Annotated in this window: 16 protein-coding genes and 1 pseudogene; 5 read left to right on the plus strand and 12 right to left on the minus strand. The window is 74.6% G+C overall.

Annotated features, from left to right (window positions below; translation table 11 throughout):
- Positions 1-104: 104 nt before the first annotated feature.
- The 5 genes from coaD to AB0442_RS33435 form a co-directional block, all read right to left on the minus strand.
- Entirely contained in the window at positions 105-590 is a 486-nt protein-coding gene (gene coaD, locus AB0442_RS33415) for a pantetheine-phosphate adenylyltransferase (RefSeq protein ID WP_363543870.1), read from the minus strand.
- A 30-nt stretch (positions 591-620) separates the two neighbouring features.
- Positions 621-1205, minus strand: coding sequence for a 16S rRNA (guanine(966)-N(2))-methyltransferase RsmD (rsmD, locus tag AB0442_RS33420; protein ID WP_344627287.1), 585 nt, complete (start codon positions 1203-1205; stop codon positions 621-623).
- A 94-nt stretch (positions 1206-1299) separates the two neighbouring features.
- A complete protein-coding gene (locus AB0442_RS33425) occupies positions 1300-1812 on the minus strand; it encodes a hypothetical protein (RefSeq protein WP_366167365.1) in 513 nt (170 codons plus the stop codon).
- 104 nt (positions 1813-1916) lie between these two features.
- A complete protein-coding gene (recG, locus tag AB0442_RS33430) occupies positions 1917-4118 on the minus strand; it encodes an ATP-dependent DNA helicase RecG (protein ID WP_366167366.1) in 2202 nt (733 codons plus the stop codon).
- Positions 4119-4166: 48 nt separating this feature from the next.
- A complete protein-coding gene (locus AB0442_RS33435; RefSeq protein ID WP_363543880.1) occupies positions 4167-5801 on the minus strand; it encodes a DAK2 domain-containing protein in 1635 nt (544 codons plus the stop codon).
- A gap of 325 nt (positions 5802-6126) precedes the next feature.
- Here AB0442_RS33435 and rpmB point away from each other — a divergent pair, with 325 nt between their 5' ends.
- The gene (gene rpmB / locus AB0442_RS33440; RefSeq protein WP_014138233.1) at positions 6127-6312 is read left to right on the plus strand and encodes a 50S ribosomal protein L28; all 186 of its coding nucleotides are present in this window, start codon (positions 6127-6129) and stop codon (positions 6310-6312) included.
- A 168-nt stretch (positions 6313-6480) separates the two neighbouring features.
- Here the strand turns inward: rpmB and thiD are convergent, their stop codons facing one another.
- The 3 genes from thiD to AB0442_RS33455 all read right to left on the minus strand — a co-directional run bounded on the left by thiD (position 6481) and on the right by AB0442_RS33455 (position 9503).
- The gene (gene thiD / locus AB0442_RS33445; protein ID WP_366167367.1) at positions 6481-7314 is read right to left on the minus strand and encodes a bifunctional hydroxymethylpyrimidine kinase/phosphomethylpyrimidine kinase; all 834 of its coding nucleotides are present in this window, start codon (positions 7312-7314) and stop codon (positions 6481-6483) included.
- A gap of 24 nt (positions 7315-7338) precedes the next feature.
- Positions 7339-8364 (minus strand): ATP-dependent 6-phosphofructokinase, encoded by a 1026-nt coding sequence (locus AB0442_RS33450; protein WP_363543884.1) that lies wholly within the window; start codon positions 8362-8364, stop codon positions 7339-7341.
- Between the two features lie 170 nt (positions 8365-8534).
- Positions 8535-9503, minus strand: coding sequence for a thiamine-phosphate kinase (locus AB0442_RS33455; protein ID WP_366167368.1), 969 nt, complete (start codon positions 9501-9503; stop codon positions 8535-8537).
- Positions 9504-9662: 159 nt separating this feature from the next.
- Here AB0442_RS33455 and AB0442_RS33460 point away from each other — a divergent pair, with 159 nt between their 5' ends.
- Complete coding sequence (locus AB0442_RS33460) at positions 9663-9896, plus strand: Lrp/AsnC ligand binding domain-containing protein (RefSeq protein ID WP_366167369.1); 234 nt, start codon at positions 9663-9665, stop codon at positions 9894-9896.
- A gap of 19 nt (positions 9897-9915) precedes the next feature.
- Positions 9916-10419 carry a DUF3515 domain-containing protein gene (locus AB0442_RS33465; protein ID WP_366167370.1) on the plus strand — a complete coding sequence of 168 codons (504 nt, stop codon included), beginning with the start codon at positions 9916-9918 and terminating at the stop codon, positions 10417-10419.
- An 89-nt stretch (positions 10420-10508) separates the two neighbouring features.
- On the opposite strand, the gene AB0442_RS33470 is transcribed toward AB0442_RS33465, so the two are convergent.
- The 3 genes from AB0442_RS33470 to AB0442_RS33480 are packed head-to-tail and all read right to left on the minus strand — an operon-like array spanning position 10509 to position 13507.
- The gene (locus AB0442_RS33470; protein WP_366167371.1) at positions 10509-11654 is read right to left on the minus strand and encodes a D-alanine--D-alanine ligase family protein; all 1146 of its coding nucleotides are present in this window, start codon (positions 11652-11654) and stop codon (positions 10509-10511) included.
- Positions 11655-11693: 39 nt separating this feature from the next.
- Entirely contained in the window at positions 11694-12695 is a 1002-nt protein-coding gene (locus AB0442_RS33475; protein WP_366167372.1) for an NAD(P)H-dependent glycerol-3-phosphate dehydrogenase, read from the minus strand.
- On the minus strand, positions 12692-13507 hold the full coding sequence (locus AB0442_RS33480) for a lysophospholipid acyltransferase family protein (protein WP_366167373.1): 816 nt from the start codon (positions 13505-13507) through the stop codon (positions 12692-12694). Before AB0442_RS33480 ends, AB0442_RS33475 begins: the two co-directional genes overlap by 4 nt.
- Before the next feature lie 303 nt (positions 13508-13810).
- On the opposite strand from AB0442_RS33480, the gene cofC reads away from it, so the two are divergent.
- Both cofC and AB0442_RS33490 read left to right on the plus strand, forming a co-directional pair.
- Entirely contained in the window at positions 13811-14488 is a 678-nt protein-coding gene (gene cofC, locus AB0442_RS33485) for a 2-phospho-L-lactate guanylyltransferase (RefSeq protein WP_366167374.1), read from the plus strand.
- Between the two features lie 21 nt (positions 14489-14509).
- Entirely contained in the window at positions 14510-14734 is a 225-nt protein-coding gene (locus tag AB0442_RS33490) for a hypothetical protein (protein ID WP_344627298.1), read from the plus strand.
- A gap of 168 nt (positions 14735-14902) precedes the next feature.
- Here the strand turns inward: AB0442_RS33490 and AB0442_RS33495 are convergent.
- Positions 14903-15160, minus strand: a pseudogene (locus AB0442_RS33495) (hypothetical protein); the annotation flags it as partial.
- Between the last annotated feature and the right edge of the window lie 5 nt (positions 15161-15165).

The following is a 15165-nucleotide window of genomic DNA, read 5'->3' on the forward strand; positions in this document are numbered from 1 at the left end:
CGTTCCGGCCGTGCCGGGGGCTGTGACGGTTCGCCAGGATTGTCCGTTTCGACCGGACGCGTCCCGCCAGCGGTCCTCCCGGCCGGGGCGGTCCGCCCCCGCCGTCAGCCGCGGCGCTCGGCGATCCGGTCGACCAGCCGGCGGTGCACCGCCTCGGGCAGCAGGTGCGAGACGTCGCCGCCGAGCGAGGCCACCTCCTTGACCAGGGTCGAGGAGAGGAAGCTGTACGTCGGCGAGGTCGGCACGAAGAGCGTCTCGACACCGCTGAGGCCGTGGTTCATCTGGGCCATCTGCAGCTCGTAGTCGAAGTCGCTGACCGCGCGCAGGCCCTTGATGATGGCCGGGATGCCGCGTTCCTTGCAGAAGTCGACCAGCAGGCCGTTGTGCGACTCGACCTTCACGTTGCCGAGCTTGGCGGTGGTCTCCTCGATGAGGCCGATGCGCTCCTCGACGGTGAACATGCCCTGCTTGTTCTTGTTGATCAGGACGGCGACATGGACGACGTCGTAGAGCCGGGAGGCCCGCTCGATGATGTCGAGGTGTCCGTTGGTGATGGGGTCGAAGGACCCCGGACAGACGGCGCGGCGCATGTCGTGTGCTCCCTTGTGGGGTAACCGGTGCTACGAGTGTCGATCGGCCTCGTCGGCGGCGCGACCGTACCAGAGGGTGCCCTCGCCGTACCTGCGCGAGCGCAGCGCTTCGAAGCCCTCCGGCCAGCCGAACTCGCCACCGCGGGTGCTGCGTTCCACGGTGACCAGAACGTCCTCCGCGATCCAGCCCCCGGCACGGAGTGTGATCAGCATCTCGCGCACCTCGTCGTCCGTCACCGAGTACGGCGGGTCCATGAACACCAGGTCGTAGGGGACCGCCGGGGCGGGCCCGGCGATCACCCGCTCGGCCCGGTCGGCGCGCACCTCGGCGCCCGGCAGGCCGAGGGTGCGCACGTTCTCCCGGATCACCCGGGCCGCGCTCGCGTCCGACTCCACCAGCAGCGCGTGCTCCGCGCCCCGGGAGAGCGCCTCCAGGCCGACCGCGCCGGACCCGCCGAACAGGTCGAGCATGCGCGCCCCGTGCACGGTGCCGCGCAGCGCCTCCAGCGTGGAGAACATCGCCTCCCGCGCCTTGTCGGAGGTGGGTCGGGTGGTCCGGCCGGGCGGTACGGCCAGCCGGCGGCCGCCGGCGGTGCCGGCGATGACGCGGGTCATGGGGTGCGCGGTCCTCTCGTGCCTGTCGCTGCGGAGCCCCGTCGGCGGACCGGCGGGGGCTCCCCCATTCAAGCGCGCCGCGCGGCCCCGTGCGTCACTCGGCGGGCGCGGCCGACCCCAGCAGCGCCGGAGAGGCGAACCGCGACCAGGACAGGCAGCCGTCCGGCGGGCAGTGCTCGGGGCGGCGCGGGTCGTGGCCGAGCTCGCGCAGCTTGGTGCGGACGGAGTCCGGCGTGCGGCCGTAGCGGGCGGCGATCCGGGCGATCGTCTCGCCGCCGTGGAAGCGGCGGACGAGCTCCTCCTCGTGCTGCGGCACCCAGGGGGCGCCGTGGCCCGGGTACAGCTCGCGCAGCACGTCGCGGTCGGGGATCGGCTCGGCGACGTCGGCGACGATCGCGAGGGCGCGCAGCGCCCGGTTGAGCGCGATCCGCAGGCTCGCGACGTCCTCGACCGGCAGCCGGAGCCGGCCGGAGGCGAACGGGGTGGCCGCCGCCCCCTCGCGCCAGCCGTTCAGGGTGAGGGTGACCTCGCGGTCGTCCTCGCTCGCGAGCTCGATCCGGAAGACCTTGTCGCCGAGCGGCAGCTCGTTGAGATGACGGAATGCCATGGAGACCCCCAAGTGTCGTGCCGGGCAAGCATGTTGGGAGTGCGCCCGAACAACACCATTCTCCCTCCGGGCACTGACAGTCGCCGGGGCTCCGGGCCCGTCCGTCAGCCCTTCTCCAGGTACTCGGCGCGGTCCTCGTCGAGCAGGCTCTCCAGGGCGGTGCGCAGGTCGGGGTGGTCGGTGAGGTCCGGGTCGGCGGCGACCAGGCGGGTGGCCTCCTCGCGGGCGGTGGCGATGACGTCCTCGTCGGCCAGCACGCTCAGCACCTTGAGCGAGGACTTCACGCCCGACTGCGCCTGGCCGAGCACGTCGCCCTCGCGGCGCTGCTCCAGGTCGATCCGGGAGAGCTCGAAGCCGTCCAGGGTGCCGGCCACCGCGTCCAGCCGGCCGCGGGCCGGGCTCGCCGCCGGCATGTCGGTGACCAGCAGGCAGAGGCCGGCCGCGCTGCCGCGCCCGACCCGGCCGCGCAGCTGGTGCAGCTGGGAGACGCCGAAGCGGTCGGCGTCCATGATGACCATCACGGTGGAGTTGGGGACGTTGACGCCGACCTCGATGACGGTGGTGGCGACGAGCACGTCCACCTGCCCGGCCGCGAACCGCTTCATGACGTCGTCCTTGGCCTCCGGCGCCAGCCGGCCGTGCAGGATCTCGATCCGCAGCCCGGAGAGCGGCCCCTTCGCGAGCATCTCGGCCGTCTCGACCACGGACAGCGGCGGCCGCCGGTCGTCGCTCGCGGCGCCGACGTCCTCCAGGTCCTCCTCCACGGACTTCCGCTTCTTCCGGGGCTCCTCGGGCTCGTCGCCGATCCGCGGGCAGACCACGTACGCCTGGTGGCCCTTGCCGACCTCCTCGCGCACCCGCTCCCAGGTGCGGGCGAGGAAGTTGGGCTTCTCGACGGCGGGCACCACGTGGCTGGAGATCGGCGAGCGGCCGGCCGGCAGCTGGTCGAGGACGGAGGTCTCCAGGTCGCCGAAGACGGTCATGGCGACGGTGCGCGGGATCGGCGTCGCCGTCATCACCAGCAGGTGCGCCGGCCGTTCGCCCTTGGCGCGCAGAGCGTCCCGCTGCTCGACGCCGAAGCGGTGCTGCTCGTCGACGACGACCAGGCCGAGGTCCTGGAACTGCACCTTGTCCTCGATCAGGGCGTGCGTGCCGACGGTGATGCCGGCGTCGCCGCTGGCCATGTCGAGCATCGCCTGGCGGCGGGCGGGCACGCCCATGGAGCCGGTGAGCAGCACCACCTTGGTGCCGAGCTCGGAGCCGCCGAGCATGCCGCCCTCGGCGAGGTCGCCCATCATCTCCACGATCGAGCGGTGGTGCTGCTGGGCGAGCACCTCGGTGGGGGCGAGCATGACGGCCTGGCCGCCCGCGTCGACCACGCCGAGCATGGCGCGCAGCGCGACGAGGGTCTTGCCGGAGCCGACCTCGCCCTGCAGCAGCCGGTGCATCGGGTGCTCGCTCGCGACGTCGTCGAAGATCTCGGCGCAGACCCTCTGCTGACCGTCGGTCAGCCGGAAGGGCAGCCGGGCGTCGAAGGCGTCGAGCAGGCCGCCGGGGCGGCGGTGCCGGGCGGTGGCGGGCAGGGCGGAGTCGGCGGCGCGGCGGCGGGCCAGCGCGACCTGGAGGACGAAGGCCTCGTCCCAGCGCAGCCGGTCCTGGGCGCGTTCGCGGTCGGCCTGGGTGCGTGGCCGGTGGATCAGTTCGAGGGCCTCGGGCAGCGGGATCAGCCCGTGCGCGGCGCGCAGCTCGGCGGGCAGCGGTTCGCCGACGTCCGCGAGGTGCTTGTCCAGGGCGATCTCGACGCACTTGACCAGCTTCCAGCTGGGCATCTGGGCGCTGGCCGGGTAGACCGGGATGAGCCGGCCGGCGAAGGCGCTCGCGGCGCCGGTGTCGGCGTCCTCGTCGAGCAGCTGGTAGTCGGGCGAGGCGAGCTGCCGGGTGCGGTTGAAGAGGCCGACCTTGCCGGCGAACAGGCCCTGCGCGCCGGGGCGGAGCTCCTTCTGCCGCCAGCCCTGGTTGAAGAAGACGAGGGTGAGCCGGCTGCGCCCGTCGGTGACGATCACCTCCAGCCGGTCGCCCTTGCGGCCGCGGAACGGGATCAGGGTGACCTTCTCGATCCGGGCGAGGACGGTGGCGTGCTCGTCCACCTCCAGCTCGTCGAGGCTGGTGAGCTGGCCGCGCTCGACGTACCGGCGCGGGTAGTGGTGCAGCAGGTCGCCGACCGTGCGCAGCTTGAGGGAGTCGGCGAGGACCTTGGCGGTGCGGTCGCCGACCAGCTTGGTCAGTGGTTCATCGAGAGCGCCCATCACGCCCTATTGGACACCACGGCGACGACAGCGCGGGCGCGCGCGGCCTCACTCCACGCCGATGAGCAGCAGCTCGGACTCCTGGCCGCCGTGGTAGACGACCGTGTCGACCTCGGGGCGCTGCCGCCGGGCGTGGGCGACGAGGTCCTCGGCGAGGTGTCCGGGGGCGTCCGCGCCGAGCACCAGGGTGACGAGTTCGCCGCCGGCGGCGAGCATCCGGTCGAGCAGGGTGGCGGCGGTCTCGGCGGCGTCGGTGCCGATGACGGCGACGTCGCCGTCGATCAGGCCGAGCACGTCGCCGGCCTGGCAGACGCCCGCCATCGTCCAGGACTCCCCCTCGGCGACGGCGAGTTCGGCGTGCCGGGTGGCGCCGGCCGCGGAGGTCATGGCGACCACGTCCTCGTCGAAGCGGCGGCCGGCGTCGTGGACGGCGAGGGCGGCGAGCCCCTGGACGGGCGAGCGGGTGGGCAGCACGGCGATCCGCACGCCCTCCTCGCGGAGCTGGTCGGCGGCGGCCCCGGCGGCGGCGCGCAGTTCGGGGTCGTTGAGCAGCACGATCACCTCGCGGGCGGCGCAGCGCCGGACGGCGTCGGCGAGTTCGGCGCTGACCGGCGGGCGGTCCGGGTCGGCGTGCAGCACGGCCGAGCCGGCCTGCTCGCAGAGCTCGGCGAGGCCGTGGCCGCTGACCACGCTGAGCACCGCGCGGGCGGGGGCGGAGGGCTCGGGGCGGCTGCCGGCGCCGGCGCGGGCCGCGGCCTCGGCGAAGTGGGTGATCCGGATCCGGTGGGGCCGGCCGGCCTCCACGCCGGCCTCGACGGCGGCGCCGGCGTCGTCGACGTGCACGTGGACGTTCCACAGGCCGTCGCCGCCGCCGACCACCAGGGAGTCGCCGAGGGCGGCGAGCCGGGTGCGCAGGGCGGGCATCGCGTCCTCCTCGGCCTCCAGCAGGTAGATGACCTCGAAGGCGGGGTGGCCGGGCAGCCGGGCGTGGCCCTCGCAGTCGTCGTGGTGGGCGGGGAGCGGGCGGACGGTCTCGTGGCGCAGCGCCATCGGGCCCATCGGGGTGTGGCCGAGGACGGTGTCGGCGAGCGCCCCGAGGACGGCGACCAGGCCGCGGCCGCCGGCGTCGACCACGCCGGCCTCGGCGAGGACGTCGAGCTGCTCGGGGGTGTGCTGGAGGGCGGCGCGGGCGGCGCTGCAGGCGGTGCGGGCGGTGTCGGCGAGGCTGCCGTCCTCGGCGGCGGCCGCGCGGGCGGCCTCGGCGGCGACGGTGAGCAGGGTGCCCTCGACCGGGTCGGCGACGGCCAGGTAGGCGGCCTCGGCGGCGCGCGGCAGGGCGCGGCGCAGGGCGGGGGCGTCGCCGCCGTCGGCCAGGCCCTCGGCGAGGCCGCGCAGCCACTGGGCGAGGATCACGCCGGAGTTCCCGCGGGCGCCGATGAGCGCGCCGCGGGCCATCGCGGCGGTGATCGGGCCGAGGCCGTCGCCGTCGGCCGCCGGGTCGCCCGCGGCCTCCTCGGCGGCCTCGGTGGCGGCCTCGACGGTCAGGTAGAGGTTGGTGCCGGTGTCGCCGTCGGGGACGGGATAGACGTTGAGCGCGTCGATCTCCTCCCGGGCCTGGCCGAGGGCGGTCAGCGCCAGCCGGCACCAGGTGCGGACGGCCGTGGCGTCGAGCGTGTCCAGCACCAGGTCTCCTCCGGGTGAACGCCACGGGAACGCCCGCCGGCGCGGGGGCTGCCGGAGGCGGTGGCGGTGGGGCGATGCTGGCAGGTTATCGGGGCCGGGCGGGGGCGTCGCGGCCGGGAGCGTCCGGGGCCCGCGCGCCGCCCGGGCACGATCACCGGCGCCGACATGGTAGTTTCGTAGCTCGGGAGCAGGCGTTGTATGCTCTCCCGGTTGCCCGGAACAACCCGGGCTCACCCCTTGATCCGATTCGCCCCACGTGCGTGGTGCCGGTGGGTTCAGCCGGGGTTTTCGAACGTACCTGATCTGAAGTCTTGGAGTGACTCCTGTGGCTGCCAACTGCGACGTCTGCGGCAAGGGGCCGGGCTTCGGCAACAGCATCTCCCACTCGCACCGCCGTACCCCCCGTCGTTGGAACCCCAACATCCAGACGGTGCGCGCTGTGATTGGGCGGACGCCGAAGCGGCTCAACGTCTGCACCTCGTGCATCAAGGCCGGTAAGGTCTCGCGCTGACGCGCAGACCGGTACGCCGGTCCTCCGGACAGCCGATCCACCCTCGGGTGGGTCGGCTTTCCTGCGTTTCCCGTCGGCCCTGCCGTGCCGGTTCCGCGCCGCCGCGTGCCGCCGGTCCGAGGGGCGGGTCCGCGGGGGCCGGCGGCGGCCCCCGCGGGGGTGCGGCGGTCAGCCGCGGGTGCGCCAGCCGTGGTCGACCGGGCCGATCCCGGCTCCCAGGGCGAAACCGGCGGCGATCGCCCCGGTGACGTACTCCTTGGCGGCGCCGACGGCCTCCGGCACGGCGCTGCCCTTGGCGAGCTCGGCGGCGATCGCGCTGGCCAGGGTGCAGCCGGTGCCGTGGGTGTGCCGGTTGTCGTAGCGCGCCGCCCGGTACCAGTGGCGCTCCCCGTCGGCGCCGGCCAGCAGGTCGACGGCCTCGCCGGCCAGGTGGCCTCCCTTGACCAGCGCCCAGCGCGGGCCGAGCGCGAGGACCGCCTCGGCGGCGGCGGGCAGGTCCTCCTCACCCTCGACGACCACCCCGGTGAGCTGCGCCACCTCGTGCAGGTTGGGGGTGGCGACCGTCGCGACCGGCAGCAGCCGCTCGCGGACGGTGGCGACCGCTTCGGCGGCGAGCAGGGCGTCGCCGTGCTTGGACACCCCGACCGGGTCGACCACGATCGGCGCGCCGACGCCGGCCAGCAGCTCGGAGACGGTCTCGACCAGTTCGACCGAGGCCAGCATGCCGGTCTTCACCGCCTGCACGCCGATGTCGTCGACCACGCTGCGGAACTGCGCCCGGACGGCCTCCGCCGGCAGCTCCCAGTAGCCCTGGACGCCGAGCGAGTTCTGCGCGGTCACCGCGGTGATCACGCTCATCCCGTGCACGCCGAGCGCGAGCATCGCCTTGAGGTCGGCCTGAATGCCGGCGCCCCCGCCGCTGTCCGAACCGGCCACCGTGAGCACACGGGGCGGAGCGGCGGAGCCGGCGGCGGACACGGAGGACTGTTCAGTCGGAGCCATGCCCGACAACCTACCGGGGAGGCCTCAGAGCACGGCCTCCGACTCCAGCCAGCGGTACTCCGGGACCGTCTTGAGTTCCCGCACCCCGTCGGCGATCGGCAGCAGCTCGACCTCGGTGCCGCGCAGGGCCGTGAAGTGCCCGAAGGCGCCCTTGTGGACGGCCTCGACGGCGTGCCAGCCGAACCGCGTGGCGAGCGCCCGGTCGCGGGCGGTCGGGCAGCCCCCGCGCTGGGTGTGCCCGAGGATCACCGGCCGGGCCTCGGTGCCGAGGATCCCCTCCAGCTCGCGGGCGAGCTTGTTGCCGATGCCGCCGAAGGTCTGGTGGCCGTACTGGTCCAGGCCGCCGTGGTCGAAGAGCAGCGTGCCCGGCATCGGCCGGGCGCCCTCCGCGACGGCGATGATGGCGAACTTCTTGCCGCGCCGGAAGCGTTCCTCGACCATCCGTGCCACGGCCTCGATGTCGAACGGCTTCTCCGGGATCAGGATGCCGTGCGCCCCGCCGGCCATGCCCGCGGTCAGGGTGATCCACCCGGTGTGCCGTCCCATCAGCTCCACCACCATCACCCGCTGGTGCGACTCGGCGGTGGTCTTCAGCCGGTCGATCGCCTCGGTGGCGACGTGCACGGCGGTGTCGAAGCCGAAGGTGACGTCGGTGGCGTCGATGTCGTTGTCGATGGTCTTCGGCACGCCGACCACCGGCAGGCCCGCGTCGCTGAACATCCGGGCGGCGGTCAGCGTGCCCTCGCCGCCGATGGTGATCAGGGCGTCGATGCCGAGGCCGGCGGCGAGGTCCCGGCACTCCCGGACGGCCTGCTCGATGCGGTCCCGCCGCACCCGGGCGGAGCCGAGGACCGTGCCGCCGAGGGTGAGCAGACCGGTGACGTCGTCGTGCGACACCGTCCGGGCCCGGCCCTCGATCAGACCGAGGAAGCCGTCCTCGATGCCGACGATCTCGTCCCCGTGCACGTCGGTGCCGCGGTGGACGATGGAACGGATGACCGCGTTGAGGCCGGGGCAGTCGCCGCCGCTGGTGAGGACGCCGATACGCATGATCGCCTGGTCTCCCTGGGGCGGGCGGCCCCGAGTCGTGGCGGTCCGGGGCCGGTCGGCACCGGGCGGCCGGGCCGGACGGGTCGGCCGCCCCGGCACCACGGCAAGACTACGCGCTGCTACCGTCCCGGCGGCCCCACCGCGCCCGGCCCCGGCTCACCCGTTCGGGGTCACTCGGCGGCGAAGTGGTCCCAGCCGCCGACCCGCTCCCAGGGCGCCCCGTCGACGGTGACCCGGCCGCCGCGGCCCGGCCGCGCGGTGCGCACGACCTCGCCGACCACCCGCCACCGGGCGGGCAGCTGCACGCTCTTGGGGAAGGTCGCCACGATGGCGTGGTCCTCGCCGCCGGAGAGCACCCACAGCAGCGGGTCCACGCCGACCGCCTGCCCGATGTCGGCCATCTGCGCGGGGACGTCGAAGTCGGCGGCCCGCAGGTCGACGTCCACCCCGCTGGCCGCGGCGACGTGTCCGAGGTCGGCGACCAGGCCGTCGCTGACGTCGACCATCGAGGTGGCGCCGAGGTCCGCGGCGGCCGGGCCGGCGTGGTACGGCGGCTCGGGACGGCGGTGCGCCTCGACGAAGGCCCGCGGCGAGCGGAAGCCCCGCTGGAGGACCGTCAGCCCGGCCGCGGACCAGCCCAGCCAGCCGGTGACGGCGACCACGTCGCCCACCTGGGCGCCGGAGCGCAGCACCGGGCGGCGGCCCTGCAGGTCGCCGAGGGCGGTGATGGCGAGGGTGACGGCGTCGCCGCGCACCACGTCGCCTCCGACGACGGCGGCGCCGGCCACCTTGCACTCGTCGCGCAGCCCGTCCATCAGCTCGGTGGCCCAGGTCGCGGGCAGGTCGGCCGGGGCGACGAAGCCCAGCAGGATCGCGGTCGGCACGGCGCCCATCGCGGCCACGTCCGCGAGGTTCTGCGCGGCGGACTTGCGGCCCACGTCGTAGGCGGTGGACCAGTCCCGGCGGAAGTGCCGGCCCTCGATCAGCACGTCGGTGGTGGCCACCACCCGGCCGTCGGGGGTCTTCACCACGGCCGCGTCGTCGCCGGGGCCGAGGTCGACGGCCGGTGTCGGCTCGAGCCGGGCGGTGAGCTCCCTGATGAGTCCGAACTCGCCGAGCTCGCCCACGGTCCCCTGCATCTGCCGTCCTCTCAACTCAACCGGCGCGGTCCTCGCGCGCCCCCGCGCGCAGCGTACGCCCTCGACCCCCGCAGAAGTCTCCCCTCCCCGGGGAGGGGAGCGGTAGCGTGGTGATCGGACTGACGGCCAGCCCACCCCCCAGCCGCCTGGAGGTCTCCCGTGGTACAGGCGTACATCCTGATCCAGACCGAAGTGGGCAAGGCCACCGCGGTCGCCGAGTCCATCGCCAAGATCCAAGGCGTCGTCCAGGCCGAGGACGTCACCGGCCCGTACGACGTGATCGTGCGCGCCGAGGCCGGGTCCATCGACGACCTGGGCCGCCTGGTGGTCGCCCAGGTGCAGCAGATCGAGGGCATCACGCGCACGCTGACCTGTCCGGTGGTCCGCCTGTAGGCGCGGATACCATCGGCGGGTGGCCTCCTCCCGTCCGTTCGCGTCGCTCCCCGCCCCCGTCCGCTGGCTCGCCCCGCCCGCGGCGCTGCTGGGGTGCGTGATGCTGCTCGTCGGCAACGGCGGCGGTGACGAGGTCGCGCCGCCGGTGCCGTCCGCCGCGGTGGCGCGGTACTGCGAGGCGCTGGACCGGGCGCTGCCGCGGTCCGTCCAGGGCCACGACCGCAGGGACCCGTCACCCGCCTCGCCGTACACCGCCGCCTGGGCGAGCTCGCCGCGGACGGTGATGCGCTGCGGCATCGAGCGGCCCGCGTACCTCGACGACGACCCGCTGAAGAACTCCCCCGAGATCAACGGGGTGCAGTGGGGCTTCGCCGAGGACGGCGACGGCGGGTACCGCTTCGTGACCACGCTGCGCAAGGCGTACGTCGAGGTGCTGGTGCCCGAGGGCGCCTTCCCGAACTACGCCGACCCGATCCCGGCGATCTCCGACGCGGTGAAGACGGCCGTTCCCGAAGGCCTCTGAGAAAGCCCCGACGGGCAACCCCGAAGGGGTGCGGGGAACTGCGCAGTCCCCCGCACCCCCCAGGGGGTCGTCCCGGGGCCGCCCGGCGACTACCGCAGGCCGGTGGAGCGGCGCAGGGCCGCCTGCAGCAGACGGTCGATCAGCTCCGGGTAGGGCATCCCGGTGGCCTCCCACATCTTCGGGTAGGCGGAGATCGGGGTGAAGCCGGGCATGGTGTTGATCTCGTTGACCATCCACCGGCCGTCGTCCAGCAGGAAGAAGTCGACCCGGGCGAGGCCCTCGCAGCCGAGCGCCTCGAAGGCCGCGACGGCCTGGCGGCGGATCTCGGCCGTCTCCTCGGCGGTGAGCTTCGCCGGGATCTCGACCTCGGAGGAGTCGATGTACTTGGCCTCGAAGTCGTAGAACTCGAAGTCGCCGCCGACCAGGACCTCTGCGGGCAGGCTGGCGCGCGGCCCGTCCTCGAACTCCAGGACGGCGCACTCGATCTCGCGGCCCTCGACGCCCCGCTCCACGATGATCTTGGGGTCGTGGCGGCGGGCCTCCTCGATCGCCGCGTCCAGGTCGGCGAGGTCCTTGACCTTGCTGATGCCCATGGACGAGCCGGCCCGGCAGGGCTTCACGAACAGCGGCAGGCCGAGCGCGGCGATCCGCTCGCGGGCGGCGGCGCGGCCCTCCTCGGTCTCCCAGTCGCGCGGGCGGACGACCGTCCAGTCGCCGACGCCGATGCCGTGCGAGTCGAGGATGCGCTTGGTGAACTCCTTGTCCATGCCGACCGCGCTGGCCAGCACGCCGGAGCCGACGTACGGCACCCCGGAGAGCTCCAGCATGCCTTGCAGGGTGCCGTCCTCGCCCCAGGGGCCGTGCAGCAGCGGCAGGACGACGTCGACCTCGCCGAGCGCCTTGGGGGCGCTGCCGGGCTCGCTGAGGACGACCTCGCGGTTGCCCGGCGCGGCCGGCAGCGAGACCTGGCCCTCGGCGGACTCGGCGACCTGGTCGACGTCGGGCATCCGGCCGTCGGTGATGGCCATCCGGGACGGCTCGTCGCCGACCAGCGCCCAGCGGCCCTCGTGGGTGATGCCGATCGGCAGCACCTCGTACTTGCTCCGGTCGATCGCGCGCAGCACGCTCGCGGCCGTGACGACCGAGACGCCGTGCTCGGAGCTGCGGCCACCGAAGACGATCGCGACCCGGGGCTTGCCGCCGGGCTGGTTCGGGGATGTCTGTTCGATGCTCATATCGGACGTGAGACTACCGTGCGAAACCCGCGGTTCCGGTCACCGTCGCTCCGGCTTCGCCGAGCGCGCCATCAGACCGGCGAGCACCTCCTGGGTGGGGCGCCCGTTGTGGACGACGTCCACCACGGCCTGGACGATCGGCATGTCGACGCCGTTGCGCCGGGCCAGGTCGAGCACCGACTCGCAGGACTTCACGCCCTCCGCGGTCTGCCGGGTGGCGGCCACGGTCTCCTCCAGGGTCATGCCCTTGCCGAGGTTCATGCCGAAGGTGTTGTTGCGCGACAGCGGCGAGGAGCAGGTGGCGACCAGGTCGCCCATGCCCGCGAGGCCGGCGAAGGTGTGCGCGTCCGCGCCGAGCGCCAGGCCGAGCCGGGTGGTCTCGGCCAGGCCGCGGGTGATCAGGGTGGCCTTGGTGTTGTCGCCCAGCCCCATGCCGGCCGCCATGCCGACGGCCAGGCCGATGACGTTCTTGACGGCGCCGCCGAGCTCGCAGCCCACCACGTCGGTGTTGGTGTAGGGGCGGAAGTACGGCGTGTGGCAGGCCTTCTGGAAGCGCTGGGCGACGGCCTCGTCGGTGCAGGCGACCACGCTGGCGGCCGGCTGCCGGCGGGCGATCTCCATGGCCAGGTTGGGGCCGGAGACCACCGCGACGCGCTCCGGTCCGACCCCGGCGACCTCCTGGATCACCTCGCTCATCCGCTCCGCGGTGCCGAGTTCGATGCCCTTCATCAGGCTGACCAGGACGGTCTGCGGCTCGATCAGCGGCGCCCAGGCCGCCAGGTTGGCGCGCAGGGTCTGCGAGGGCACGGCGAGCACCGCGAAGTCGGCGCCGGCCAGCGCCTCGGCGGCGTCGGTGGTGGCCCGCACGCGGGCGGGCAGGTCGATGCCCGGCAGGTAGTCCGGGTTCTCGTGGGTGCGGTCGATCGCGTCGACGAGCTCCTTGCGGCGCCCCCAGAGCACCACGTCGCAGCCGGCGTCGGCGAGCACCATCGCGAAGGCGGTGCCCCAGGATCCGGTGCCGAAGACGGCGCAGCGGGTCACTCGGCACGCTCCTCGGCGTCGCCCCTGCGGGCCCGGTCGCGCTTGGCGGCCGCGGCGGCGGCGCGCGCGCGGGCGGCCTTGCGCATGTCGTAGCGCTCGGCGGGGGCCTGCTCGCCGCGGATGCCCTCCAGGACGGCGGTGATGGCCGCCATGATGTCCTCGGTGGCGTCCCTGAGGACCTGCGCGGTGAGCTCCTGGCCCTGGTACTTGCTCAGGTCGACGGGCGGTCCGGCGGCGACCGTCACCTTGTGCCGCGGGAAGAGGTGGTACTTGCCCTTACCGCCGCGGCCGTACGGCGGGATGATCTCGTGGGCGCCCCAGTGGGCGACCGGGACGACGGGCGCACCGGTCATCAGCGCGACGCGGGCGGCGCCGCTCTTGCCGGTCATCGGCCACAGGTCGGGGTCGCGGGTCAGCGTGCCCTCCGGGTAGAACTGCACGCACTGGCCGCCGTCGATGGCCTCGATGGCGGCCCGGAACGCCTCGGCGGCGTCGGTGGACTCGCGGAACACCGGGATCTGGCCGGTCTTGCGCAGCATGAAGCCGATGAACGGCACCGAGAACAGCTGGGACTTGCCGAGTATCCGCGGCGGGCGGCCGCTGTTGTACTGCCAGTGGGCGTAGAACACCGGGTCGATCACCGAATTGTGGTTGACGGCCGCGATGAAGCCGCCCTCCTTCGGCAGGTTCTCCCAGCCGCTCCATTCGGTCTTCGCCAGCGCATTGGTCACCGGCTTCACGAGGACCGCCGCGAAGCGGTACCAGATCCCGTAGTCGGCGTTGCCGAAACTGGCGTACGAGCGGCGGGCCACCCAGCTCCTCCTCATCCGGTGCGGCACGGGGGGTGCCGCGGTCCTCGATCGCCGCCCGGTGTGCCCGGGCGGGGCCCCGGCGCCGGCCCCCGTACGCCGTTCGCTGCCGCGCTTCGACGGGGTGTGACCTGCTGCTCTCCACCGGCCGGGACGGCCGGGAGGGCCCGGGGCGCCGACCAGTCTCACCCGCGGGCGGACCGGCTGTCGAGCAGCCGCCCTGGGCAGGCCCCGGGCGAGTGACCAAACGCACGCGAATCGCGGCCGCCTGGCCCGGGCCCGGGAGCCGACGCCACAATGGCGCCGATGACCGAGGACACCGTACGCCCCGCCGGCCGTCCGCCGCTGCCACCGGCCCCGGCGCTGTGGTCGCTGGTGCTGCCGGTGAAGCCGCCCGCGGTGGCCAAGAGCCGGCTGGGGCCGTTCGCCGGGCCGCACCGCCCGCGGCTGGCGCTGGCCTTCGCCCTGGACACCGCGCGGGCCGCACTGGCCTGCCCGGCGGTGGCCCGGGTGCTGGCGGTGACCCGGGACGCCACGGCCGCGGAGCAACTCGCCCGCCTCGGTGCGCTGGTGGTGCCGGACGAGCCCGGCGGCGGCCTCAACGCGGCCCTGGCGCACGGTGCCGCGCGCGCCGCGGCGCTCGCCCCGCACGCCCCGGTGGCGGCGCTCTCCGCGGACCTGCCGGCTCTGCGGCCGGCCGAACTCGCCCGTGTGCTGGCCGCGGTGCCGTCCGGCCGCCGGGCCTTCCTGGCGGACTCACCGGGCCTTGGCACCACCCTGCTCGCCGCGCCGTCCGGCGGCGCGCTGCGGCCCGCCTTCGGGGACGGCTCGCGGCTGCGGCACGCCCTCGGCGGTGCGTGTGAACTGGAGTTGGCCGACGTGGCCTCGGTGCGCCGGGACGTGGACACCGGGGAGGACCTGCGCGAGGCGCTGACCCTCGGCGTGGGGCCGCGGACGGCCGCCGCGGCGGCCGCCCTGGTGTGACCGCTCGCTATGCTTGCGGCCATGCAGGCCACCGCGTTCACCTTCGATCCCGGCACCCGGGCGGGCTCCGTCCTGCTCGACGACGGCACGCCGGTGCCCTTCGACGCGGCGGCCTTCGACGCCGGCGGCCTGCGGCTGCTGCGGCCCGGCCAGCGGGTGCGGATCCGCACCGAGGGCGAGGGCGCCGGGCGCCGCGTGGTCTTCGTGACGCTGCAGACCTTCCCCGACCCGGGCGCCGAGGGCTGAGCCCCTCCCCCGTACCGCTGCCCGTCCCGGCCGGGACGGGCAGCGGTACGCGGAAGAGCTGCGCCGGCCCGCCTCCGGAATCCCGGATCCGCGGGCCGCCGCAGCTCTCGCCGTGCTCCGATCTCGCGCCGTGCTCTGACCGGCCGTCGCCCGAAGGGCCGACAGAGGCTACTTGGCGGCGGTCTTGCGCGCGGTGGTCTTGCGCGTCGTGGTCTTCTTCGCCGGGGCGGTCTTCTTGGCCGTCGCGGTGGTCTTCTTCGCCGCCGCGGCGGTGGTGGTCTTCTTGGCCGCAGCGGCGGTCTTGGCGGGAGCCGCCTTCTTCGCCGTCGCGGTGGTCTTGGCGGGAGCCGCCTTCTTCGCCGTCGCGGTGGTCTTGGCGGGAGCCGCCTTCTTCGCCGTCGCGGTGGTCTTGGCGGGAGCCGCCTTCTACG

It is taken from the genome of Kitasatospora sp. NPDC085895 (assembly GCF_040702125.1).
In the GTDB taxonomy this organism is placed as follows: Bacteria; Actinomycetota; Actinomycetes; order Streptomycetales; family Streptomycetaceae; genus Kitasatospora; species Kitasatospora arboriphila.